This is a genomic window from Enterobacter cloacae complex sp. CDL013 (assembly GCF_049238805.1).
Lineage (GTDB): Bacteria > Pseudomonadota > Gammaproteobacteria > Enterobacterales > Enterobacteriaceae > Enterobacter > Enterobacter hormaechei_C.
The window spans coordinates 170,193-193,877 of sequence record NZ_JBMKGT010000009.1; the positions used below are offsets into that span (position 1 = coordinate 170,193).

16 protein-coding genes are annotated in these 23,685 nt (G+C 56.4%); 4 read left to right on the plus strand and 12 right to left on the minus strand.

Translation table 11 applies throughout. The features are described from left to right. Positions 1-10: 10 nt before the first annotated feature. Positions 11-784 carry a cyclic-guanylate-specific phosphodiesterase gene (pdeH, locus tag ACOTXD_RS19355; RefSeq protein WP_023314999.1) on the minus strand — a complete coding sequence of 258 codons (774 nt, stop codon included), beginning with the start codon at positions 782-784 and terminating at the stop codon, positions 11-13. 230 nt (positions 785-1,014) lie between these two features. Between pdeH and ACOTXD_RS19360 the strand changes: the two genes are divergently transcribed. Further along, positions 1,015-1,944 (plus strand): sugar kinase, encoded by a 930-nt coding sequence (locus tag ACOTXD_RS19360; protein WP_003861191.1) that lies wholly within the window; start codon positions 1,015-1,017, stop codon positions 1,942-1,944. Between the two features lie 61 nt (positions 1,945-2,005). On the opposite strand, the gene ACOTXD_RS19365 is transcribed toward ACOTXD_RS19360, so the two are convergent. The 9 genes from ACOTXD_RS19365 to bcsR all read right to left on the minus strand — a co-directional run bounded on the left by ACOTXD_RS19365 (position 2,006) and on the right by bcsR (position 17,867). Continuing rightward, positions 2,006-3,496: a M16 family metallopeptidase gene (locus ACOTXD_RS19365; RefSeq protein ID WP_003861190.1), complete on the minus strand. Its 1,491-nt coding sequence runs from the start codon at positions 3,494-3,496 to the stop codon at positions 2,006-2,008. A 222-nt stretch (positions 3,497-3,718) separates the two neighbouring features. Beyond that, positions 3,719-5,005 carry a C4-dicarboxylate transporter DctC gene (gene dctA / locus ACOTXD_RS19370; protein ID WP_015571524.1) on the minus strand — a complete coding sequence of 429 codons (1,287 nt, stop codon included), beginning with the start codon at positions 5,003-5,005 and terminating at the stop codon, positions 3,719-3,721. Between the two features lie 159 nt (positions 5,006-5,164). Next, complete coding sequence (gene hmsP, locus ACOTXD_RS19375) at positions 5,165-7,171, minus strand: biofilm formation regulator HmsP (RefSeq protein ID WP_003861186.1); 2,007 nt, start codon at positions 7,169-7,171, stop codon at positions 5,165-5,167. A 120-nt stretch (positions 7,172-7,291) separates the two neighbouring features. Further along, the gene (gene bcsC, locus ACOTXD_RS19380) at positions 7,292-10,774 is read right to left on the minus strand and encodes a cellulose synthase complex outer membrane protein BcsC (RefSeq protein WP_061856048.1); all 3,483 of its coding nucleotides are present in this window, start codon (positions 10,772-10,774) and stop codon (positions 7,292-7,294) included. Continuing rightward, positions 10,756-11,862, minus strand: a complete 1,107-nt coding sequence (gene bcsZ / locus ACOTXD_RS19385; RefSeq protein WP_061856047.1) for a cellulose synthase complex periplasmic endoglucanase BcsZ — start codon at positions 11,860-11,862, stop codon at positions 10,756-10,758. The genes bcsC and bcsZ overlap by 19 nt, the downstream gene beginning before the upstream one ends. Positions 11,863-11,868: 6 nt before the next feature. Then, a complete protein-coding gene (bcsB, locus tag ACOTXD_RS19390) occupies positions 11,869-14,292 on the minus strand; it encodes a cellulose biosynthesis cyclic di-GMP-binding regulatory protein BcsB (protein WP_421766478.1) in 2,424 nt (807 codons plus the stop codon). Positions 14,293-14,302: 10 nt separating this feature from the next. Then, entirely contained in the window at positions 14,303-16,918 is a 2,616-nt protein-coding gene (gene bcsA, locus ACOTXD_RS19395) for a UDP-forming cellulose synthase catalytic subunit (protein WP_022652015.1), read from the minus strand. Beyond that, positions 16,915-17,667, minus strand: coding sequence for a cellulose biosynthesis protein BcsQ (bcsQ, locus tag ACOTXD_RS19400; RefSeq protein WP_003861177.1), 753 nt, complete (start codon positions 17,665-17,667; stop codon positions 16,915-16,917). The genes bcsA and bcsQ overlap by 4 nt, the downstream gene beginning before the upstream one ends. 11 nt (positions 17,668-17,678) lie before the next feature. Then, on the minus strand, positions 17,679-17,867 hold the full coding sequence (gene bcsR, locus ACOTXD_RS19405; protein ID WP_003861175.1) for a cellulose biosynthesis protein BcsR: 189 nt from the start codon (positions 17,865-17,867) through the stop codon (positions 17,679-17,681). A gap of 174 nt (positions 17,868-18,041) precedes the next feature. Between bcsR and bcsE the strand changes: the two genes are divergently transcribed. From bcsE to bcsG, 3 genes are read left to right on the plus strand one after another with little or no spacing between them, the layout of a single operon-like run. Beyond that, complete coding sequence (gene bcsE, locus ACOTXD_RS19410; RefSeq protein ID WP_045337726.1) at positions 18,042-19,604, plus strand: cellulose biosynthesis c-di-GMP-binding protein BcsE; 1,563 nt, start codon at positions 18,042-18,044, stop codon at positions 19,602-19,604. After that, positions 19,601-19,795, plus strand: a complete 195-nt coding sequence (gene bcsF, locus ACOTXD_RS19415; protein ID WP_003861172.1) for a cellulose biosynthesis protein BcsF — start codon at positions 19,601-19,603, stop codon at positions 19,793-19,795. Before bcsE ends, bcsF begins: the two co-directional genes overlap by 4 nt. Beyond that, positions 19,788-21,467, plus strand: a complete 1,680-nt coding sequence (gene bcsG, locus ACOTXD_RS19420; RefSeq protein ID WP_023315007.1) for a cellulose biosynthesis protein BcsG — start codon at positions 19,788-19,790, stop codon at positions 21,465-21,467. The genes bcsF and bcsG overlap by 8 nt, the downstream gene beginning before the upstream one ends. Before the next feature lie 35 nt (positions 21,468-21,502). Here the strand turns inward: bcsG and birA are convergent, their stop codons facing one another. Both birA and murB read right to left on the minus strand, forming a co-directional pair. Beyond that, positions 21,503-22,465, minus strand: coding sequence for a bifunctional biotin--[acetyl-CoA-carboxylase] ligase/biotin operon repressor BirA (birA, locus tag ACOTXD_RS19425; RefSeq protein WP_003861169.1), 963 nt, complete (start codon positions 22,463-22,465; stop codon positions 21,503-21,505). Then, positions 22,462-23,490: a UDP-N-acetylmuramate dehydrogenase gene (gene murB, locus ACOTXD_RS19430; RefSeq protein ID WP_022652019.1), complete on the minus strand. Its 1,029-nt coding sequence runs from the start codon at positions 23,488-23,490 to the stop codon at positions 22,462-22,464. Before murB ends, birA begins: the two co-directional genes overlap by 4 nt. Positions 23,491-23,685 lie beyond the last annotated feature (195 nt).

Here is a 23,685-nt window from a genome sequence, read left to right on the forward strand (position 1 = left end):
AGCGGGCAGATCAGAGGCTGGTTATCACCTTTTCCAGGGTATCCATGGGGACAGGACGAGAGAGGAAATAACCCTGTGCCGCCGCTGCCGGAGAATTTTGCACGTCGCGCCACTCCTCCAGCGTTTCTACGCCTTCCACAATGACGCCCTGGCAATAGCGGTTCATCAGTTGCAGGAGCATCGTAAACAGGTTCCGTCCCTCCGGCGTCTGGCGCAGCATGATAAACAGATCGCGGGCCACTTTGATGTAGTCATAACGCACTTCGCTCAGGGCGGAGAAGTTGGCCATACCGGTACCGAAATCATCCAGCCACAGCGGGCCAAACTCACACATCGAGGCAAACGAGGAGTCCTGCGGCAGCTGAACATGTTCCACCAGCTCGAAGCGCATCCACGGCAAGGTAGCAATCAGCGCCTGCAACGTCGCATTCTGACGTAACGCCATCAGGGTGGGGCCATCCACGTTCACCGACGCCAGAATACCGTGCTGCTCGAAGAACGCCTGCTTCGTCGCCAGCATTCTCAGCTGCTCTTCCAGCACGTCGATACGCTGACGCACGGCAACCTCCGCAAAATAGCGGTCCGGTGCAATACGCTTTGAAGGATTCGATGGATGAGTGACGACCGTTAACACCTCAATCGCCATTAACCGACCGTCGGTACGGTAGATGGGCTGATAAGTGTACGCTCGCTCACATTGCAGCCAGTAGCGATGCTCCTGCAAGTTCTCAATACTTGCCTCAGGCGTAGTGCTCAGCCGCTGGATAACCTGCTCTGACTTCATTTCGGATGTCCTGTTGTATGGGATAGCCTTTCTGGACTCGTCACTGAGTTATCGGCCCGCCAGGTGAGAACTTTATGTTCAATTCACCGGGAAAATGAAATTAAGATGACAGAAATATGCCGGAATACGCGCTGGCTCAAAAAAAATAATGGAACGTCGTTTTAATATAGTTGACCATAAAAAACACACAGCGCACACTACCCTTAATTACTTTGTTCAGGTTCACGACTATGTCTAAAAAAATTGCCGTGATTGGCGAATGCATGATTGAGCTGTCCCAGAAAGGCGCGGAAGTCAGCCGCGGTTTTGGTGGCGATACATTGAACACCTCCGTTTACATTGCCCGTCAGGTCTCCCCCGACGCGCTGAGCGTGAGCTACGTTACCGCGCTGGGAACGGACAGCTTCAGCCAGCAGATGCTGGAAGCCTGGCAGGGTGAAAACGTTGGGACCTCGCTGATCCAGCGAATGGAAAACCGCCTGCCGGGTTTGTACTACATCGAAACCGACAGCACCGGCGAGCGCACCTTCTATTACTGGCGTAATGAAGCGGCCGCCAAATTCTGGCTGGAAAGCGAGGCCGCCGCTGCCATTTGCGAAGAACTGGCGACCTTCGATTATCTCTACCTGAGCGGGATCAGCCTGGCGATCCTGAGCCAGGAGAGCCGTGAAAAGCTGCTGTCACTGCTGCGCGAATGCCGTGCCAATGGCGGTAAGGTGATTTTCGATAACAACTACCGTCCACGTTTGTGGGCCAGCCGCGAAGAGACGCAGCAGGTCTACCAGCAGATGCTCGAATGCACCGATATCGCCTTCCTGACGCTGGATGATGAAGATGCTCTGTGGGGCGAAAAACCGGTTGATGAGGTCATCGCCCGGACGCAGGCTGCCGGGGTCAGCGAAGTGGTGATCAAGCGCGGGGCGGAGTCTTGCCTGGTGGCGGTTGCAGGTGAAGCCGTGACAGAGGTCCCGGCGGTGAAGCTGGCGAAAGAGAAAGTGATCGATACCACTGCGGCGGGAGATTCTTTCAGCGCGGGGTATCTGGCGGTACGTCTGACGGGAGGTACGCCGGAAGCGGCGGCGCAGCGCGGTCATTTAACGGCCAGCACGGTGATTCAGTATCGCGGAGCGATTATTCCGCGCGAGGCGATGCCTGCTTAAGGACTGGGCGGGCTGATGCCCTCACCCTAACCCTCTCCCACAGGGAGAGGGGACGCAGGGCTTACTGGCCCTGCGGAATATCGCTCGCATCCTGATGTAAATCATCGGCTGCCGTTTGCGCTGGCTGCGGCGCCGTCGCCATGATGGCGTTCCAGGTGGCCTTCAACTCTTTCATGTCATATTCCGGCTCACCTTTCGGCTGTAACAGAATCAACGCCATATCCTGCGACAACTGCTGGCGCAGATCCTGATTCAGCATCTCCACGGTCAGACCGTTCAGGAAGTCCTGACGCAGTTTCTGATACTGCTCCGGCGCGATATCCACCACCTGATTCTGCAAGGAGCGAATGCGCTGGCTGATTAAGATATCGGTATCGGCGCGGGCATAGGTGGCGAACAGTTTCTGCAATTCAAGGGATTTCTGCGCCACCAGCGCGTTAAACTCCTCTTCAGACAGGCCCTCTTTACGCACTTTAGCCAGCTCTTTCGCCACCACGCCGAGATTGGCATTGAGCTTATCGCCCGGCGATTCCACGTTAATGGCGCACTGGGCGCGCTGGAACAGCACACGGCAGTCAAAGCCCAGGCCAATATCTTTCACGTTGTTCTTGCTGAGCGTCTGCTGAACGTGCCAGAACAGCGCTTCACGCGCGAGATCCGCACGCCAGTAACGCAGCAGCGCAGAAGACTCGCGGATCGGCTGCCAGGCCGTATCCCACATCATTGAAAGACGATCCTGACGCACGGTATCCGTCATGATGCTGACCGTCTCAGGACGCAGCGGGGACAAGGTAGGAACAGGGGCAGGCGTTTCACGCTTCCCTTTCAGATCGCCAAAGGCTTTGTTGATCTGCTCTATCACCGCACGGCTGTCCACGTTGCCCACTACAATGAGGGTCATGGCATCCGGGGTGTACCACTGCTGGTAGAAAGATTTCACCTGCTCTGCATCCACCGGCTGTTTCAGCGGTTCTGCCGGGTCGTGGCCAAGCAGAGTGGACCCTTTCAGGCGGTAGCGCCACCAGCCTTCTTTGGTATCCGTCGGCCAGGTCGCCACCATGTCGCTGTTGCTCAACGCATAGTTTACGGTCTCAGGCGTAATCGCCAGTTTGCCGGTGGCATCGGATAGATAGGTAAGCGCTTCTTTAAGCAGATCGTTACGGTTGTTGGGCAGGCTCAGGTTAAACATGGTGTAGTCATAGGAGACCACAGCCGGGGGCAGCGGGCGTTTCGGATCGATGGCCTGTTGCCATAAAGAACGCACCTGAACCGCCTGCAAACTGCCGCTCTGGGTGAGCGCCAGTCGAGGAATAAAGTGGCTTAAGCCGGTCTGCTGGGTGCTTTCAGTGAGGGAGCCGGTATTCACAGAAAGACGGATTTCAATGCGATCGCTCGGACGTTGCGGAGTGGATAATACCTGCCACTGGAAACCGTTCGCCAGTGTTCCCTGTTGCCAGGCCGGGTCTGGCTGGAGCGCATCTGCCTGCACATAACTGGCTGCTGCCATCATCAGCAAACCGCCGGTTAAGAGTCGAATTTTTGTGCCCTGCATGTGAACCCCTGATCAACATTCCTGGTTAAAGAGAGTGTCTCGCGACGTGAGCACTCAAAGATGACGATGAAAACCTTCCGATTAGACAGCGTGTTCAGCTAAACGTCACGGGCGGAAGTGAAATATACCCAAAAAAAATCTTGTCGAATTATGACAGGCATGAACGGTTATTATGCGCAGGTGCCCGCATCCCCACAAGGGAATACGGGCATTTATGAGGGATTAAGAGGATAAACCGGGGGTTTTGTCCTCAGATGTGCGGTTATTCAGCGTATCGTTAAGCTTCTTGTGATCCAGCTCTTTCACCCACTTCGCCACCACAATCGTCGCCACGCCATTGCCGACCAGGTTGGTTAACGCACGGGCTTCAGACATAAAGCGGTCAATACCGAGGATCAGGGCCAGGCCCGCCACCGGCAGATGGCCCACCGCCGAAATGGTGGCCGCCAGCACGATAAATCCGCTGCCCGTTACGCCCGCCGCCCCTTTTGAAGAGAGCAGAAGCACCACCAGCAGCGTAATCTGATGGAAGATATCCATGTGGCTATTAGTGGCCTGGGCAATAAAGACCGCCGCCATCGTCAGGTATATCGAGGTGCCATCCAGGTTAAAAGAGTAGCCCGTAGGAATAACCAGCCCCACCACTGACTTACGGCAGCCCAGCTTTTCCATTTTATCGAGCATACGCGGCAGCGCGGACTCCGAAGAGGATGTGCCGAGGACAATCAGCAGCTCTTCACGAATGTAACGGATAAATTTGAAGATGCTGAAGCCGGTCGCACGGGCGATGGAGCCGAGCACCACCACCACAAACAGAATACAGGTGATGTAGAAGCAGACGATCAGCTGGCCCAGCTGTACCAGCGTGCCGACGCCGTATTTCCCGATGGTGAAGGCCATCGCGCCAAAGGCGCCAATCGGGGCCAGACGCATAATCATGTTGATGATGCCGAAGATAACCTGCGAGAAGCTTTCAATGACGTTAAAAATCAGCTGGCCTTTGCTGCCAAGACGGTGCAGGGCAAAGCCAAACAGCACGGCAAACAGCAGTACCTGGAGGATGTTTCCGCTGGCGAACGCGCCAATCACGCTGCTCGGGATCACGTCCAGCAGGAAGGCAACAATCCCCTGATCTTTCGCCTGTTCAGCGTAAACCGCCACCGCTTTCGCATCCAGCGTGGCCGGGTCAACGTTCATGCCCGCGCCAGGCTGTACCACGTTGACAATAATCAGGCCGATAATCAGCGCGATGGTACTGACAATCTCGAAGTACAGCAGGGCAACCGCCCCCGTACGCCCGACCGCCTTCATGCTTTCCATGCCAGCGATACCGGTCACCACGGTACAGAAAATGACCGGCGCGATGATCATTTTGATGAGCTTAACGAACGCGTCGCCAAGCGGTTTCATCTGCGCGCCCAGCTCCGGGTAGTAGTGACCGAGCAGAATACCGATGGCGATGGCTGTCAGGACCTGGAAGTAAAGACTTTTGAAGAGTGAGGTTTTCATAGGGTGTCCCTGGAAAGAAAAACTACAGGCTTTGTAAGGTTATGGTTAACCTGCGGCTTTAAAATAACACCCACATAACAGGACAGAAATAAACGGGGTTCAAATTTGAAACACAAATGTTAAGAACTTTGAGCTGGCTCGCACAAGCCAGCAACAAAATTACACTTTTGCGTTATTGCCAGCGTCGGCGAGATAGCGTTGCTCAAAGATATCCGTCGGTACGGCGCGATCAAACAGGAAGCCCTGTCCGCTCTCTACGCCCGCCGCAGCCAGCCACTCACGCTGGGCGTCGGTTTCAATACCCTCGGCAATGACGTGCAGATTCAGGCTGTGCGCCATCTGAATAATGGCCTGCACCAGGCTGCAATCCTCCGGCAGCCCTTCCACAAAGGTTTTGTCGATTTTCAGGACGTCCACCGGCAACGTTTTCATGTGCTGGAGCTGACGCAGGCCGGAATACCCCATACCGAAATCGTCCAGCGCAATGCGGATCCCGGCATTACGCAGCGGTTTCAGGATGGCGACAGCGTCGTCAGGATTATCGATACAACGGCTCTCGGTGACTTCCAGGATCAACGTGTGGGGCTGGATGCGGTAGCGATGGATCAACTCAAGCATCTCCGGCACCATGGTCGGGTGCATCAGCTGTAGCGCAGAGAGATTCACCGACAGCGGCAGCGTGATGCCCCGTTGTTGCCAGGCCGCAAGCTGGCGGCAAGACTCTTCCAGCACCCAGTAGCCGACGGTGACCATCAGGCCGCAGGACTCGATACGTTCGATCATCCCTTCAGGCAGCTCCCACGTGCCGTCCGGCTGTTGCATACGCAGCAACGCTTCGGCGCTGGTCACTTCACCCGTGCGCAAATTGACCTGCGGCTGTAGCCAGAGCGCAAACTGGCGATTGTCCATCGCCGTCAGAATGTCGCTCTCTTCCGTCAGGCGCTGCTGGGCTTTTTCCATCTGCTCCGGATCAAAGAACTGGATCTGGTTTTTCCCTTTCCGCCGCGCGGTGAACGCGGCCGAGAAAGCCCGACGATAAAGCTGCTCGGCGGTCAGCCCCCCGGAGTACATCGCAATACCGATGCTGGCGCTCGGGCGAAGCTGGATACCCTGAATGGGCAGCCGCTCATTAATGACAGTGAGTACTTGCTGACCTAGCGTAATGGCGTGCCACGGCTCTTTAACACCGTTCGCGATCACCACCAGGTCATAGCCGCTGACCTGGGTGAGCACCATGCGCGGCGCCAGAACGGATTTCACCTTTTCCACCAGCGTCAGTAACAGCATTTCGCGCTGGCTCTCTTTCAGCACGCCCGCCGTGTCCTGCAAGGTTTCGCAGGCAATCACCATCAGCGCGGTGGTCTGCTGGCGGGCGACGGTCTGCTCCAGCAAGGCCATTAAAAACGCTTTGTTTGGCAGATCAGATACCGGAAAACGGGTGGCGTTGCTACTGAGCTCTTCCTGCTGACGCAGGACACGCTGCTGGTTGATATTGTAACTGCGGACCAGCATGCCAATTTCATCGTCGTGATGCAGGCGCGGCAACGGAAGCTGATGCCCCATGTGCTCCTGTGGAGAGAGGTCGTTCAGCTCCCGGGCTATGCGGCGCAACGGATGCACAATTAACCGGTTGATACACCACGTCAGCGCCACGCTCAGCATTAATGTCAAAAGTAAGTAAGTGGTCACTAATGTAGCAACCCAACTCATGACGAATTTATACATGCGGTACGAGTCGGCCTGTAGCACCAGGTAGGCCAGCGGTTGCGGGTTAGCCGGTCTTTCCAGGGAGTAGAGAGGCAGGGAAATTTGCACCGGCAGTTCAAACAGGCGCATCACCATCATCGGGACGGAACGCTCCGGGATAAAGCTCATCCGCAGCGCCTGGAACTGGTTCGGCAGTACAACATCCGCGCGGCTCACGATACCAGCGGGCTGAATGCGCTTCAGGATGGATTCCGCCTCGGGGATATCCCCTTTCAGGATCGAGGCTGACAGGGGTTCCCGCACCGAGCGGGCAATACTTTCCAGTTGCGAAGCCGTGTTGTAGCGATTCTGCTGTACGGAGTGAAACAGCAAAATGACGCAGAAGATGAAGACAAACAGCATTGTGACGGCAGACACCATCGCCATCTGTTTGATCGTTAAGGAACGGCTGACACGCAAAATGACTCTCCACAAAACTCGAAGCGCAGGGCGCACCAGGGTGTAAACCTGGTGCGTCCGAGTATACCCGATAGCTGCACTTTTAAGAGAGACTTACAATTAGATTAAGTAAAAATCCGATCACCAGTCTGCATAAGGCACCAGCGGTTCCGGTGGTAAGTCCATATCACCCTGCCAGCCCGCGGCAGAATACCGAACGTAGAGCAGCGCATGGCTCGGGGTATAGTCTTTTGCTTCCTGAATATCGACGCCCAGACCGACAAACCAGTTGGACGTCACGCGGCGTTCAACAATCGCCCTTGCGGTATAACCCGTGCCTGACGAGCTACTTCCGGTTTCCATCACACCTTTATCGGTATAACGGCCTGGCTCATTGTCCGGGATCAGCCCCTGTAACGGATAACGCATCACATCTTTTGTTTTTGAATGAGACCAGGAGACGGAGCCGCCCAGCTCCCATGACCAGTTCTCTGTGCGTTTACGCCAGTTCACCGGTAAGGCGAACGACACATACTCCTGGGGACTGTAGTAACCGCCCTGGCCCAGCGAATAGCCACTTAAATCCTTATCGTAATGCCAGAGCATGTTGGACACGCCCACCGTCAGGCGTTCGTTGTTCTGATTGATGAGCTTGTAGTAATAGCCGGTCATCCAGCGGACGCGCCAGTTATCTTCGACATTCTTCCCGGTGAGGCTGTCGGCACTCAGGCTTGACCAGATACCGTTAGCTTCGCCTTTGTCGTAGCTCATGCTCACGCCGCCACCGGTGGCACGCACGCCGCCCCAGGTGGTGTCGGTATTGGGATCTTTTTGCCCGGCGAAGGCCAGCACCGAGCTGGAAATCGGACGGCGATGGGCGTTCAGGGTGTAGCCAATCGGCCCTAAATCGTTGCTGTAGCTCAGGCTGCCCACCACATCGACCACGTCGAAGCCCATCGGCGTTGTACCGATATCCCACGCCCAGGTTTTGTTCTGCCAGCCGACGGCCACGCTGGCGCCGTTGGCCGACTGGTTCGTGCTGCCGTGACATGGCGTTTCGGCACAGGTACCCCATGTCGGATCGTAAGTTCCGTTATCGGTGTCAAAGGAACCGGCGTTCATATTGACCAGATCGCTACGGAAGAACATACGTCCATCCGACAGCGGCGCATCAACCTGGAGCATGGTGGTGTGCGCTTTCAGGTCGGAATAGCCTCCCGTGCCGCTGGAGCCCCAGTAGTCGTGTTGCAGCGTGACGTTCAGATCCTGCTGACGATAAAGATCGCCTGCATCGCTGCGCACGCCGCGCTTCAGCCAGTCATCTTTCTCATCGTTACGCGTGAGTCGCGTAAAGCTGTCGTTATCGGTGGGACGGGTCGTTGTGATGCCCGATGAGACCATCGCATCTTTCCAGGTGTCCAGCGCCTGCTGAGGCTGACCATTTTGTGCCTGGAAACGGGCGGCATCGCGCATCACCAGCGCACTTTCCATCGAAGGCGGCTGCGATTTGGCCTGCGGAAGAATGGCGTTGAAGGTCTTTTCTGCCGCGGCAGGATCACCCAGTCCGGCCTGCGCCATGGCAAGCCGGCGCTGCATATTGATGGAGAGCGGTTCGCCGTTCTGTGCCGCGGGCAGTTTCGCCAGCGCCGCGCGCGCCGCGTCCTTGTTGCCCTGAGCAAGATAGACCTCGGTCAGGCCGAGGATCGCGTCTTCGTTCTGCGGTTCGCGTTGCAGAATGGTGTTGTAGGCGGTTTTCGCGGCCTCATGATCGCCCCGCTGTTCAGCCCAGTCCGCCAGCGTCAGGTCGATACGGGTGGACGGAGGCTGCTGGCGAAGCAACGTTTCCGCCTCCTGCTCTTTTCCACTGTCGCGCAGGCGGTTGGCGGTTTCCAGCACCTGGTTACTTTGCAGGCGGTCCGCCAGCGCCTGAATGTTGCCGTTCCACTTGTCGCGCGGCAGCGTGTTCAGATGCGCCAGCGCCGCCCGGTCCTGATCGTTACCGGACAGGTACAGCCCGCTGGCGTAAACCTGATCCGGATCGCCCGGTTTCTGACTTGCCAGCTGACGCATCAGGTTATCCGCCTGGCTGCGCTGACCCGCGCTATACAGATCGCGTGACAGTCGGTAGGTGATCCACACGTCGCCCGGGGAAAGCGCAAGGCGTCGGCGCTGAATTTCTGCGGCCTGCGCATATTTCCCCTCGCTTTCCAGCTGTTCAGCCTGGGCTGACAGCTGCTCGTTCGTCAGGCTACGTTCAATATCATCAATGCTGCGGCGCTGGCTGGCAGAGAGCGACTGAATAAACTGCGTCGCCTTCTCCGGAGACTGCGCGCGATAAATATTAGCGAGACCGCGCACCGCGTTGCTGTTGCCGCTGTCCATCCGCAACGCCTGGCGGTAATAGCGCTCGGCCGCGTCGTTATCTTTGCGCGCCGCCGCCGCATCACCGAGCCCCAGAACCGCGTAGCTGTCAGTATTGTCGATATTGCGCGCCTGCTGGTAATAGCGTTCGGCCTGGGCCGTATTGTTGGCTTTCAGGGCGTTATCCCCCTGCTGGATCAGCAGCCAGTATCGGTTGACCTTCAGCAGGCTGTCCCATTTGCCCCGGTTATCGCTCTGCGGATCGAGGGCGATCGCCTTTTCAAACTGCGCAACCGCACGCGCGCGATCGCCTTTCTGAGAATAGGCCTGCCCCAGAGCGCCTACGGCTTCACTGTCAGCGTGGTTGGCGCTGACTGCTTTTTGCAACTCCGTTACCGCTTTACTGCCCTGCCCGGCATCCACTGCGGCTAACCCTTCGGCTTTGGCGCGGAACGCCGGATCGGCGAGCTGTTTTTGCTGTGCTTCAAGCTGGGTGCGCGCCGCCGTCACGTTATCGCCATCGCTGAATACGCTCAGGTATTGTTGCAGCGCGGTGACGCTGGCGCTGCTGACCGGCTGATCTTTGATCTGCTGGTACCACATGTCCGACGCCTGACTGCGGCCATTATTCGATTTGGCCATCTCCTGCAACACCGCGAACCCTTCATCACGCCGTCCGCTCTGGAACAGAAGCTGTGCCAGCGAGGACTGTAGCGGGACGTTGCCCGGACTGCTGGCGTTTATTTTCTTAAGCTGATTAATGGCCAGGTTGCGGCGGGCTGGCTCTTTCGCCACCACGTTCCAGTACTCCGTCGCGATGTCGCCGCTGGGCGGCTTACCGTCAAACAGTTTGTCATACGCAGCAATGGCTTCCTGCGTGTGCCCGGTGGTGGCAAGCAGGCGAGCCTGCTGGAGGGCCTGGCGACCATCCGGCGTGGAAAGCAGCATGGTAGTACGGGAGGACTGGTAGGCACTGGAATCGGGTGCCATTCCTTTCAGGCGATCCAGCTCTTTTTGCGCGCCCGCCGTATCGCCCTGTCGTAACAGGTAGCGGAAGCGCGCGGCAATCACGTCCGGGTTGTTGGGGTCGATCAGCTCAAGGCGATAGAGCGACTGGCGCACTAAATCCTCACGCTGGGTGGATTCCCCCAGACGGACCTGTTCCAGCAGCTGTCTCTGCTGCGGGGAGTTGGCGGCCTGGGCCAGGGGCATTAGCGCCAGGCCAAGCGATAAGGTGAGTAGATTCAGTGTGAACGTGCGCATTCCTGGCCCCAATCCGGTAGTAATTCACCTTGCACGGTGAAACGAAAACGATGCTGATCCCACCCTTGTCCAAAGAGGGTCAGAACGTAGCTGTAATAAGCATTGTTATCGGGAAAACGATCGGCGACGTGCTGGCGTTGCACCGCCTGCGCGTCCCGGTTTTGTAAAAACGGAAGGAGAGAGGCAGAAAACCCTACCGGCCCATCTCCGGTGCGTTTCCCGGTTGCTACATCCACTTTCTCCGGCGGCAAGCCTTGTTTGATTGTGGTGGTCGCCATGGGCTTGAAACGCGCCAGTAGCCGGGCTTTCTGCGGATCGTTATCGTTCATCATCCCTACCCACAGATAGACGCGAATCGCATCGTAGCTGCCGATCAGGGATGCATCCTGCGACAGCTGCCAGCCGCCCTTTTTTTGGTATTTCACCCAGTTCGGGGAAAATCCTTTAGGCGCGGTCTCCAGCAGCAGACGCAGGTTAGTTTCACGGAGCGTCGTCCACGGCGCGCCAAAACGAGTGAAATAGCTCGCAAGCTGCGGCGGCAGGTAGCTGGGGTTAAAGCGCCAGACATTCTCTTCGGCAAAACCGACTTTACCCGGCAGCAGCATAGAACCCAGCCCCGGCACCTTCACCACTTCCTCACTGGCAATGCGCGTCAACAGCGCCTTACCCGTGCGCGTGTAATCGGGATTTTTCCACAGCCGCCCGGCTTCAAGCAGCGACCAGGCAATCCAGATATCGGCATCAGACGCGGAGTTAGGGTCGATAACCGCCCAGGTTTCGTCGTCCTTTTTTCCCCACAGCCAGGCCGGGAGATGTTGGGCTAAATCTCCCTCGGCAAGGTTATCGCGCGTCCATGCCAGCAGCAGATCGAACGCCTTGCGATCGTTTGCCGCGAGGGCAAAGAACAGCCCGTAGCTTTGCCCTTCGGAGGTGGTGATTTTGCGCGCGTCACTGGGATCAATGACCCGCCCACTTTCGCTCATATAATCCTGCTTGAACGTCTCCCAGGCAGGCCAGCGACAGGCGGCGTGAAGATTCGCCGCCGTCAGCATCAACGCTGCGACTACACACCCGCGAAAGATTTTCATCACCGCTTACTCATGGTCCGGGTTAAGACGACGACGGCTGATGATTCGCAGCAGACGCCACAGTACCCATGCCAGCAATACGACGCTGAGCGCAGCCAGCACGGCCAGCAGCACCGGGTGGTTAGACAGGGCGTACCACAGGCGTTCGAACCACGGCAGATGACCGACGTAGTAGACATCCCCCACGCGCAGGCTGTTTACCCCCGACTCACGGATCACCGAGACGGAACCGAACATTGCTGCCCGTTTACCGCTGTCGTTCATGGCCGTGTTGAGCAGCTCATAGCCGCGTGGGCTGTCCGCCAGCAGGGCGATAACGCTGCGCTGGTCGTTATACGGCGACTGGAAGCCGACAATCGCGGCCATCGGACCCGTTGAACTTACGGTCGTCCTGATATTGGCCTGACGATCGCCGCTGTCCGGCATGATGCTCGGGAACTCGGTCTGACGCAGCGGCGTGTTGACCCATGACTGAGCCGCCTGCACCAGCAGATCGACGCGCTTCTCGTCTTTCAGCTTGTCCGGAATGTTGCCGATGACCATGATATCGGCATCTTTGTTCTGGATCTGACTACCGTCATCCGTCACCGTCACGTTGATAGCCGGCAAGCCGGTTTGCGCCCCAACGGTGCCCATGGTGTCCAGCAGCGTGGCAACCTGACCTTCGTTGGCCGCTTTTGGCATCACGACAATCGATTCAGAGAGATCAGCCATGCGGCTGAACGGGAAGCTGGCGTTAGCAAAGGCACGCAGATCCGGCATCGCGATAAAGTGGTAATACTTCGAGAAGTCGATCGTGGAATCATCGCCAATCACCACGTGGTTTTGCACCGGCTGGAAGGTAATACAGTTTTCCACCGATCCACCCGGCATGGGGTTCATATACTGGAAGTTAAACCGCAGCTGGTTCACCGCACCGAGCTTCAGCGCCGGGATCGACACATCGGTTTTGCCATCCAGCAGCCCCTGCAATACAGGCAGACGAAGCATCAACCGGTTTGTCTCCTGGCTGCTGGTCAGGCTGAACGATTGCAGGAACTGGTTGTTGAGGCTGATATCCATGCGCGAGCTGTCTTTGGTTGCCGGCGCGGTGTAACGGTAGTTCAGGTTGATATCAATGCCGTTGGTGCGCAGCAGATAGAGATCCGGCGGCAGGTTCAGCGACAGGCTGACAGGAGAAGGTTCAAGCCCGGTTGACTGCAATTGCTCTTCATAGGTTTTCAGCTCGCCAAAGGTGATTGCCCGGTCGGTACGTACCCAGTTCGGCGCATCATAAGGCTTACGCGCCAGCAGCGGTTTCACCTCATCCACCACAACGCTGTTACCGCCGAACAGGATATTTCCCTGCGCAATGCCCTTCGCCGCCTGCACCAGATCTTTGTCATCACGGCCGAAGATCACCAGCAGCTTCACGTACGGATTGTCCGGATGGCTGATCATCTCGATGGTGGGTGCTTTCACCTCCGGATGGTCACGCAGGAATGCCGGGCGTTTGGCGTTGGTGGCAAACACAATCACGTTTTTGTCTGGCATTTTGTCGTACATGACCGGGAAACTTTGACCACGCCAGCCGGAGCGGGAACCAAACCAGGATGCCACGATAGAGGCCGCCAGCTGTTCGGTCACATCCGGCGAGCCGGCAAAGACCATCGGCAGATTCAGCGGACGGTTATCACGCGGGTCGAAGAACGGCACCGGGAAGGCGGAGAGATCGTTTTTCAACGCCAGCGGCTGATAGGTCATCTGAAGCGAAGAGTTACGCCCGACATCCAGCCACAGGGTTCTGCTGGCCGGGTTTTCACAGACATCGCGGTAGTGGCCGACAAACTCCAGACGCACGCGGTTAAAGTCGGTGATAAACAGCGGATTAATCGGCACCTGAGCCAGGGTTTTCTTACCCAGTTGCTCTTTGGTGACGGGCAGGACGTCCATTAGCTCGTCATTCAGATAGACCTTAAGCTGGGACTGCACCGGCAGCAGCGACGGCGATGGGGTGTATTCCAGGTTGAGCACCGCTTTCGACACGACTTCATCACTGCGCATACCGAATTCGATACCGCCATTTGGGTTGATGCCGCGCAGAACCATACTGCCCGGAGGAGGCGCGATCTGGGCAAACGTCAGCTTAACGTCACGCGACGGCGTATTTTCGGCAACCACCGGCGCACTGGCTCCCGGCACGCCAGGCATGACCTGCCCAACCACCGGGTTGTCGCCGGGCAGCGTATTCCCCGTCGTCGGCTGATTCGGGACAACGTTCTCCGTCTGCCCCGGCGCGGCCGTCACAGCCGGATCGGTCGCTTGCGCGACGACAGGCACCGTTGGCGCGGGCGTGGTCGCTGCGTTATCAGGCGCCGCGTTAGCCACTGTTGCAGGGAGCGCACTCATCCCCATTGCCACTGCACATAACCAGGAAAGTTTTGTTTTCATCGCGTTATCATCATTGTTGAGCCATAACCGGGTCCGCCTGCTTCGCTTCATCTCGCTCAGGTCGACGCGGAATGAACGACACGACCCAGGAAACCAGTGAAGTAAGTGACCGGAAAATTAATTTCACCGACGACGGGGCAAATTCTGCAAGGTGACGATAGCCACGGAACCCCAGCTTAAGAATATCCAGCAGGCTTTCCAGAGGCTTATCCTCAGGGAAGCTGTCCTGCCAGAGAGCCCACGTATCCGCGCGGGCAAACGTACACTGCACAAAATCAATGTGTTGTTTTTTGGTCAGCGGCATCAGTTGCAGACCCACTTCATTTCCTCTCACACGCACCACCTGCGTCGGGAAGACATACTCCTGCTGGCCGCGCTTAAGCAGTAGGTTGACCTTCTGCCCCTCCAGCACCTTCGCCTGACCGTTGATCTTGATACCCAGACCGCCATCCGAAAAGTCATGTACGGTACAGGAGAAGAGATGTCCATCGTCGCGGGCAATGGCCGCTGGCATGCTGATTTCGACGCGATGCGCGCGGCGAACCTGCTTGCTCTCCACCGATACCGCCACCGCGCCACCGAGGATAATCAGGTTATAAAACACCCACGCCATACTCACGAAGACCGTCAGAATTTCGTTTTCCGGGCCGTAGAAGTAGCGCCAGATCCCAACAATCACGCCCACAATATTCAGCAGCACCAGGAAGATATAGGGCCGGGAGATCACCCAGTCGACATACTCCTCTTCCACCAGCCCGCCCTTCGCGGTGACGTTGAATTTCCCTTTATGCGGGTTAATCAGCGCCACCATGGTTGGCGGCGCGATGTACCAGGCCAGCACCGTTTCGTAAATTTCACTCCAGAAGGAGTGCCGATATTTCCCCTGAATCTTCGAGTTCGTCAGGCTGGCGTGGATCATGTGCGGCAGAACGAACAGGGCAATCATCAGCGCAGGCGCATAGATGATGTAAGCGTGAAGGAGCAGGAACGCCAGCGGCGCTGTGAGAAAGATAAGCCGTGGAATACCCGACAGGAAGTGGAACATGGCGTTGACGTAGCACAGCCGTTGCGCCAGCTTCAGCCCTTTACCCATCAGCGGGTTATCGAGCCTGAAAATTTGCACCATGCCGCGGGCCCAGCGAATACGCTGGCCGATGTGCGCCGACAGGGATTCCGTGGCCAGCCCCGCCGCCTGAGGAATACGCATGTAGGCCGAGGTATAGCCAAGACGGTGCAGACGCAGCGAGGTGTGCGCATCTTCCGTGACCGTCTCGACGGCGATCCCGCCAATTTCATCCAGCGGTTTCCGGCGGATCACCGCACAGGAGCCGCAGAAGAACGTGGCGTCCCACATGTCGTTCCCGTCCTGCACCAGGCCATAGAACAGCGTGCCCTCGTTCGGGGTTTTACGAAAACGACCGAGGTTACGTTCAAACGGGTCCGGTGAGAAGAAGTGGTGCGGCGTCTGCATCATCGCAAGCTCTTTCTCCTTCAGGAACCAGCCCATGGTCATTTGCAGGAACGAGCGCGTTGGCACGTGGTCGCAGTCGAAAATAGAGACGAATTCCCCTTTGGCATATTTCAGCGCATTGTTGATGTTACCGGCTTTCGCGTGTTCATGCGTGGTACGGGCGATGTACTCTACCCCCACTTCGTCCGCGAACTGGCGGAACTCGGCGCGGCCACCGTCATCGAGGATCCAGATTTTGATTTTATCCTTCGGCCAGTCGATACCCAGCGCGGCGTAAATGGTGTTTTTTACCACCGACAGGTCTTCGTTGTAGGTCGGCACGAAGAGGTCCACCGTAGGCCACTGGGTCGTGTCTTTTGGCAGCGGCACCGGCTGTCGATTCAGCGGCCAGATAACCTGGAAGTAACCCAGCACCAGCACGATCCAGGCGTAAGTCTCAGCAAACAGCAGCACTAAGCCGCACACCAGGCTGACCGGATCGTCCCAGTTCAGCGTTGAGGTATATCGCCACCAGATGTAGCGGCAGGAAACGGTCAGCGATAGCACAATCAGCATCAGGGCAGAAAAACGCCCTGGTATGCGCCGCACCAGCAGCGCCACGCCCCACAGCAGGATCAGGAAGGTGAACTGCGCCAGCGGGTTGAAAGGCTGGGTAATACAGACCAGCGCAAGAATCAGCGAGAACACCACAACCACGCCGAGAATAAAACGCCGCAAGCCCGGGTGTAGGTGCCCGAGCTCTTTTTGGTTATCTAAATGACCCGTTTTGTCGCCCACCCGGTCGGGTAGCCGGTCAAGCCACTGGTGGTAGTGTTCACGCAGGTTCTGCACACGATCGAAGCTGCGCCAGCGGGACGTTTTTTTCTCCGCGCCCGTTGAGGTCGTCAGTAGCCAGATGGACTGAATAGCGTAGCGCGCGGGATCCAGCGGACGCGGCTTGTCAGGGTTGATATGCGGATAGAGTTCACCGTGGCGCGCGCGAATGCGTTGCCAGCGGGGATGCTCGAGGGGGATGAACATCCACGCCAGAATCATCCACAAACAGCCCAGCGCTGCGCTCAGCGACGAGGCGCCGTGATGACGGTAATGGCGGTAGCGTTCACTTAAGCGCGAACTGACCGGCGGAATGAGCAGCCAGTTAGTCAGGCGGCTCATACTGAACTCCCGGCAGGCTCCGGCCGTTTAGCAAAGTGCAGCAGACACCAGTTGGCCAGCGTCAGGATCTCTTCCGCCGCCAGTGAATCGCTACGGTACTCCCCGAGGGGTTGTTTGGACGCGAGGCACTCCGCCATCGCTTCGTCACGATGGATCACCATCGGCAACAGGCGGCGCTGACTCTGGAGCCAGACCTGGTAGAGATCGTCCTGGATCTGGCTGCCAATGCGCAGATCGTTGATCAGAATATGGGCATTGGCAGGCATCGGCTGCTGATGCAGACGGATATGACAATTCGCATCTACGTTCGCGATGGAGAGCACATGGTCGCACTGCGCCAGCAGCTGGCGGGTCAACGACGCGGCACCGTGCGGCAGGTCCAGCAGGATCCACTGGTAGTGCCCGCTCTCTTTCAGGCTCTGCAATGCGGTGATGAAGCGAGAGAACAGGCGCTGGTACGCGGCTTCATTCCCGCGCTCGGTTTCGGTCAATTGACCAAAGGGAAGCAAATCGAGCTGGGAGGTATAACGCAAACCCGCATCCCGCCAGTCTTTATCGTCCAGAAGCGCACGTCCCCAGCCGTTTGCATGCGTAAAGTCGACATTGAATGACATGCGCAGCAAATTATCGGAACAGGCATCAATGACCAGTACCGATTCACCTAATACCTGCAATGACCACGCCAGCGCCGCGGTAACGGAAGTTGTACCCACCCCACCACGGACGCCCTGTAATCCTAGTACAGCCATCAATGGCTTCCTTATTGTTGTTGGGCAAACTCAGCTAATAACGGCCAACGTTTAATAGCCGCCGCCAACTGTTCCCGCTGGGAAATATCGGTGTAATCTATTTCAGGCAAAGAAAAAGCCTGCGTGAGTGCCAAAAAATCGTTCTGGAATGTGTAACCCAGACTTGAGTCGACTGGGGTTGCGGGTTCGTTATTTTGCATTCTTTTTTCATCCCTTTGAGTAAAATCATAAGATTCAGATGCAGCGAGGCGTCCTGCCCACTAAATTTCATTTACATGCTAAATCTGATGTTCTTTAATTTCAATGTTAGGTTTATTTCTACGCTTTCGCTAGTAAACTGAGAGACATAGAAATTCGACGAAAAGAGGGACACCGTGGACTCCATATTTTCTATTGGCATCCAGTCATTATGGGACGAATTGCGCCACATGCCAGTCGGAGGAGTCTGGTGGGTTAATACGGATCGTAATGAAGATGCCATCAGTCTGGTAAACCAGACGATAGCGGCGCAGGGGAAGGATTCCCGCGTAGCCATAATTACGATGGGCGATGAGCCAAAGTCAATCATCAGGCTCGACAGTGACCGTGGACCCCAGACAGTACGATTATTTTCCATGCCTGCGGAGGCTGACAGTCTATACTTTTTACCCCGCGATATTCAGTGTTCTATTGTTCCTGAACACTATTTACTGATTCTAAAATGCTCTAATAACGGCCTGCAAAATATCCCCTCTGAAAAACTGCTGAAATGGCTGGAAAGAATCAACAGATGGGCAAAAAATCAAAATTGCACCTTATTGGTTGTTAACCCAGGCAGTAATAATGACAAGCTTTTTTCACTTTTAATGAGTGAATACCGTTCTCTCTATGGCCTGGCCAGTATTCGTGTCCAGACCGACAGCCATCTTTACGACGTGGCTTTCTGGTGCAATGAAAAAGGGGTAAGCTCCCGACAACAACTTACCCTCAAACATATCGGGGATGAGTGGCATCTTGCTCAACAGGAAGAGACGGTAGTTCAGCCACGCAGTGATGAAAAACGCGTTCTGAGCCATATTGCGGTACTGGAAGGTGCGCCTGCACTGTCTGAGCACTGGTCACTGTTCGATACCAATGAAGCCTTATTTGATGAGGCGCGCACCACGCAGGCGGCGACCATTATTTTCTCGTTGATCCAGAATAACCAAATAGAAACGCTGGCAAGGCACATTCACACATTACGTCGCCAGCGCGGCAGCGCGTTAAAAATTGTGGTGCGTGAAAATAATACCAGCCTGCGCGCCACCGATGAGCGCTTATTACTGGGCTGCGGCGCGAACATGGTCATCCCGTGGAATGCTCCCCTGTCGCGCTGTCTGACGCTGATCGAAAGCATCCAGGGCCAGCAGTTTAATCGACATGTTCCGGAAGATATCAGCACCCTGCTTTCAATGACGCAGCCGATGAAACTGCGCGGCTACCAGAAATGGGACACCTTCTGCGATGCGGTGGGCAACATGATGAGCAATACGCTGTTACCGGCAGACGGAAAAGGGGTGATGGTTGCCCTGCGCCCCGTGCCGGGTATTCGCGTTGAGCAGGCGCTTACTCTGTGCCGCCCTAACCGTATCGGGGATATCATGACCATTGGCGATAACCGCCTGGTGCTGTTCCTCTCCTTCTGCCGGGTGAACGATCTGGATACGGCGCTTAACCATATCTTCCCGCTTCCTACCGGGGATATCTTCTCGAACCGCATGGTCTGGTTTGAAGATAATTTGATCAGCGCTGAGCTTGTCCAGATGCGTGCCCTGGCTCCTGAAAAGTGGGCGAAACCGTTGCCTGTGACAAGCGGTGCCAAACCGGTTCTGAACGCGAAACATGACGGGCATGTCTGGCGTCGGGTACCTGAGCCGCTACGCTTACTGGATGAGAACAAGGAGAGCGCGCCATTATGAATATCAGCGATATCATCCAACTGGTTGTTCTGTGCGCGCTGATTTTTTTGCCGCTTGGCTACTATGCACGCCATTCCCTGCGCCGTATTCGCGATACGGTCAGATTACTGTTCGTCAAACCTCGCTATATTAAACCCGCCGGAACACTGAGTCGCGCTCCGAACGTCAAGGCAAACCGAAAACATGACTAATTCTACCTATACCTCTTCGGCGCCATCGCCACTCTGGCAATACTGGCGCGGCCTGTCCGGCTGGAATTTCTACTTTCTGGTGAAGTTTGGTCTGCTGTGGGCAGGCTATCTTAATTTCCACCCTCTGCTTAACCTGGTGTTTATGGCATTCCTGCTGATGCCAATCCCGAACCTCAGGCTGCACCGTATACGTCACTGGGTCGCTATCCCCATCGGTTTCGCCCTGTTCTGGCATGATACCTGGCTGCCCGGCCCTGAAAGCATCATGAGCCAGGGCTCCCAGGTCGCAGGTTTCAGTGCGGACTATATGCTCGATCTGGTTGAGCGCTTTATTAACTGGCAGATGATTGGCGCGGTATTTGTCCTGCTGGTCGCCTGGCTGTTCCTGTCTCAGTGGATCCGGGTGACGGTGTTTGTCGTCGCGATTATGATCTGGCTTAACGTCCTGACGCTGACGGGCCCGAGCTTCTCGCTGTGGCCAGCCGGTCAGCCGACGACAACCGTGACCACCACGGGCGGTTCCGCCGCCGCGACCGTCGCGACAGCAGGGGATACGCCTGTGGTTGGGGATATTCCAGCGCAGACTGCACCGCCGACATCCACGAACCTGAACGCGTGGCTCTCCAGTTTTTACGCTGCGGAAGATAAGCGTCAGACGAAATTCCCGGACGCGCTGCCTGCCGATGCTCAGCCGTTTGAGCTGCTGGTCATTAACATCTGTTCTCTGTCCTGGGCTGACGTTGACGCGGCTGGTTTGATGTCGCACCCGCTGTGGTCGCATTTCGATATTCAGTTCAAGGACTTCAACTCGGCCACGTCGTACAGCGGCCCGGCGGCTATCCGCCTGCTGCGCGCCAGCTGCGGACAGCCTTCGCATAAGAACCTCTACCAGCCGGCAGCTAACCAGTGTTATCTGTTTGATAACCTGGCAAAACTGGGCTTTACCCAGCACCTGATGATGGGTCATAACGGTCAGTTCGGTAACTTCCTGAAAGAAGTACGTGAACAGGGTGGCATGCAGGCCCCGCTGATGGACCAGAAAGGGCTGCCGGTCACGTTGCTGGGCTTTGATGGCTCGCCGGTGTATGACGATACCGCCGTGCTTCAGCGCTGGTTAGATACCGTCGGCAAAGAGGAAGGGACACGTAGTGCGACGTTCTATAACACGCTGCCGCTGCACGACGGGAACCATTATCCCGGCGTGAGTAAAACGGCCGATTATAAGGCCCGTGCGCAGAAGTTCTTTGACGAGCTGAACGCGTTCTTCAACGAGCTGGAAAAATCAGGCCGCAAAGTGATGGTGGTGGTAGTACCGGAACATGGGGGAGCGCTGAAAGGCGACAGGATGCAGGTGTCTGGTCTGCGCGATATCCCAAGCCCGTCCATCACTAACGTTCCGGCCGGGATTAAGTTCTTTGGCATGAAGGCGCCGCATCAGGGAGCGCCAGTTGAGATCACCCAGCCAAGCAGCTATCTGGCTATCTCGGAACTGGTCGCTCGCGCAGTAGACGGTAAGCTGTTTGTGGAAGATAGCGTGAACTGGGATCAGCTCACCAGCGGGCTGCCGCAGACGGCGGAGGTATCGGAAAACGCCAATGCGGTGGTGATCCAGTATCAGAATAAGCCTTATGTCCGACTGAATGCCGGGGATTGGGTGCCGTATCCGCAGTGATGAGCTGCTACACCCTCTCCCCTGTGGGGAGAGGGTTACTCTGCACTTCGTAACGAAATTTCACCGCCCACCCAGGGCTTAATCACACCATCCTGTTCAAGAAGCAACGCACCCTGCGCGTCAATGCCGCGTGATGTGCCGTAAATCTCTTTATCCCCAATCAGCAGCTTCACCGGTCGGTTAATAAAGTTATCCAGCTTTTCCCAGCGGGACAGGAATGGCGCTAACCCCTCCTGTTCAAAGAGCGTCAGCGAACTACGCAACTCATTGATCATGCGGACGGCAAGCGTATTGCGATCGATGGTGATCCCCGCTTCCTGTAGGTTGGTCCAGGCCTGGTTCACGACATCGTTCTGCACGTTTCGCATCACCATGTTCAGCCCCGCTCCAATAACGATCTGTGCGGCATCGCCTGTTTTTCCCGTCAGTTCGACCAGGATCCCCGCCAGCTTCCGATCGTTGAGATACAGATCGTTGGGCCATTTTACCCGCACCTGATCGGCACCCAGATCATGCAGCACCTCTGCCATCACAATGCCGATGACCAGGCTCAGCCCGATGGCCGCAGCTGGCCCCTGTTCAAGCCTCCAGTACATGGAAAGGTAGAGGTTGGCGCCAAATGGTGAGAACCACTTACGCCCCCGGCGGCCACGTCCTGCCTGTTGGTACTCGGCAACGCAGGCATCACCGGATTTCAGCTCGCTCAGGCGATCCAGCAGATACTGGTTCGTCGAATCAATGACCGGCAATACCGCGACGTTACCGTGCCCAATCTGGCTGCGGATGATCTCTTCATTCAGTAACTGGATCGGTTCCGGCAGGCTGTAGCCTTTTCCCGGCACCGTAAACACATCCACGCCCCAGTCGCGGAGCGTTTGAATATGTTTATTGATGGCAGCGCGGCTCATGCCCAGCTGTTCGCCCAGCTGCTCGCCAGAATGAAACTCGCCATCAGCAAGGATACCGATGAGAGTTAACGGAATAGTATTGTCCTTCACGCAATGGTCTCCACGGCATTCACTTCGCCCGTTCGGCCAATAAAGCGAACTTCAGGCTCCAGCCAGACGTTGAATTTTTCGCCCACGCGCTGACGAACATGGTGCGCCAGGTTGACGACATCCTCACTTGTCGCGTTGGACTGGTTGATCAGTACCAGCGCCTGCTGACGATGAACAGCAGCGCCACCAAGAGTAGTACCTTTTAATTCACACTGATCGATAAGCCAGCCTGCGGCCAGCTTCACGCTGCCATCCGCCTGAGGATAATGCGGGGCCGTTGGCCAGCCAGCGAGAAATGCTTTTGCATTTTCGCTGCTGATCACCGGGTTTTTGAAGAAACTGCCCGCATTTCCGTTGACTTTCGGGTCCGGGAGCTTGGTCATGCGCATGTGGCATACGGAATCAAATACCTCACGCGGTGTGACGGTAGCCGGGTCAAGACGGGTCAGATCGCCGTAAGTCAGAACGGGTTTCCAGGCTTTCGCCAGGCGCAGACCAACGGCCACAATGACGAAACGATCCTGATAATCGTGCTTGAAAATGCTGTCGCGATAACCAAAGCGGCACTGCTCTGCGGTCAGGCGCTTCGCCGTTCCGGTCGCGAGTTCGATGCAATCGACATATTCGCAGACGTGTTTCAGTTCGATGCCGTAGGCACCGATGTTTTGAATAGGAGATGATCCTGCACAGCCCGGGATCAGGGCCAGGTTTTCCAGTCCGGGCATCCCTTTTTCAAGGGTATATTGCACCAGATGGTGCCAGTTCTCGCCAGCACCCACGTGTAAATGCCAGCTTTCAGCGCTCTCTTTACACTCAATCCCCATGATGCGATTGACGATTACCGTCCCCGCAAAATCATCGAGAAACAGGACATTACTTCCTTCGCCCAGAATAAGTACGGGTTCACCGTTTCCTGTTGCGTTTTGCCATGCATTCAGCAACTGCTGAGCACTTTCGGCACGTACAATTTGATTAGCATTCCGTTGAATACCAAAGGTATTCCAGGGCTTAAGGGAGTGATTCATAGACGCTATCCTGATGCAAAAACCGGGATAGTTTACCGTATATATGGGGGGATAGGTGATTTGTTTATGGAAAGGAAGCAGGTGTAGAAACGCAAAAAGGCCATCCTTGCGGATGGCCTCTTCACTTGTTTGATGCCTGGCAGTTCCCTACTCTCACATGGGGAGACCCCACACTACCATCGGCGCTACGGCGTT

Bases quoted from the DNA above. Each gene is read 5' to 3' on its own strand.
- bcsF (WP_003861172.1), top strand. From the start codon at position 19,601: ATGAATATCAGCGATATCATCCAACTGGTTGTTCTGTGCGCGCTGATT.
- bcsG (WP_023315007.1), top strand. From the start codon at position 19,788: ATGACTAATTCTACCTATACCTCTTCGGCGCCATCGCCACTCTGGCAA.
- bcsZ (WP_061856047.1), bottom strand. From the start codon at position 11,862: ATGAAAATCTTTCGCGGGTGTGTAGTCGCAGCGTTGATGCTGACGGCG.
- bcsC (WP_061856048.1), bottom strand. From the start codon at position 10,774: ATGCGCACGTTCACACTGAATCTACTCACCTTATCGCTTGGCCTGGCG.
- pdeH (WP_023314999.1), bottom strand. From the start codon at position 784: ATGAAGTCAGAGCAGGTTATCCAGCGGCTGAGCACTACGCCTGAGGCA.
- bcsR (WP_003861175.1), bottom strand. From the start codon at position 17,867: ATGCAAAATAACGAACCCGCAACCCCAGTCGACTCAAGTCTGGGTTAC.
- dctA (WP_015571524.1), bottom strand. From the start codon at position 5,005: ATGAAAACCTCACTCTTCAAAAGTCTTTACTTCCAGGTCCTGACAGCC.
- murB (WP_022652019.1), bottom strand. From the start codon at position 23,490: ATGAATCACTCCCTTAAGCCCTGGAATACCTTTGGTATTCAACGGAAT.
- ACOTXD_RS19365 (WP_003861190.1), bottom strand. From the start codon at position 3,496: ATGCAGGGCACAAAAATTCGACTCTTAACCGGCGGTTTGCTGATGATG.
- bcsQ (WP_003861177.1), bottom strand. From the start codon at position 17,667: ATGGCTGTACTAGGATTACAGGGCGTCCGTGGTGGGGTGGGTACAACT.
- ACOTXD_RS19360 (WP_003861191.1), top strand. From the start codon at position 1,015: ATGTCTAAAAAAATTGCCGTGATTGGCGAATGCATGATTGAGCTGTCC.
- bcsA (WP_022652015.1), bottom strand. From the start codon at position 16,918: ATGAGCCGCCTGACTAACTGGCTGCTCATTCCGCCGGTCAGTTCGCGC.
- bcsB (WP_421766478.1), bottom strand. From the start codon at position 14,292: ATGAAAACAAAACTTTCCTGGTTATGTGCAGTGGCAATGGGGATGAGT.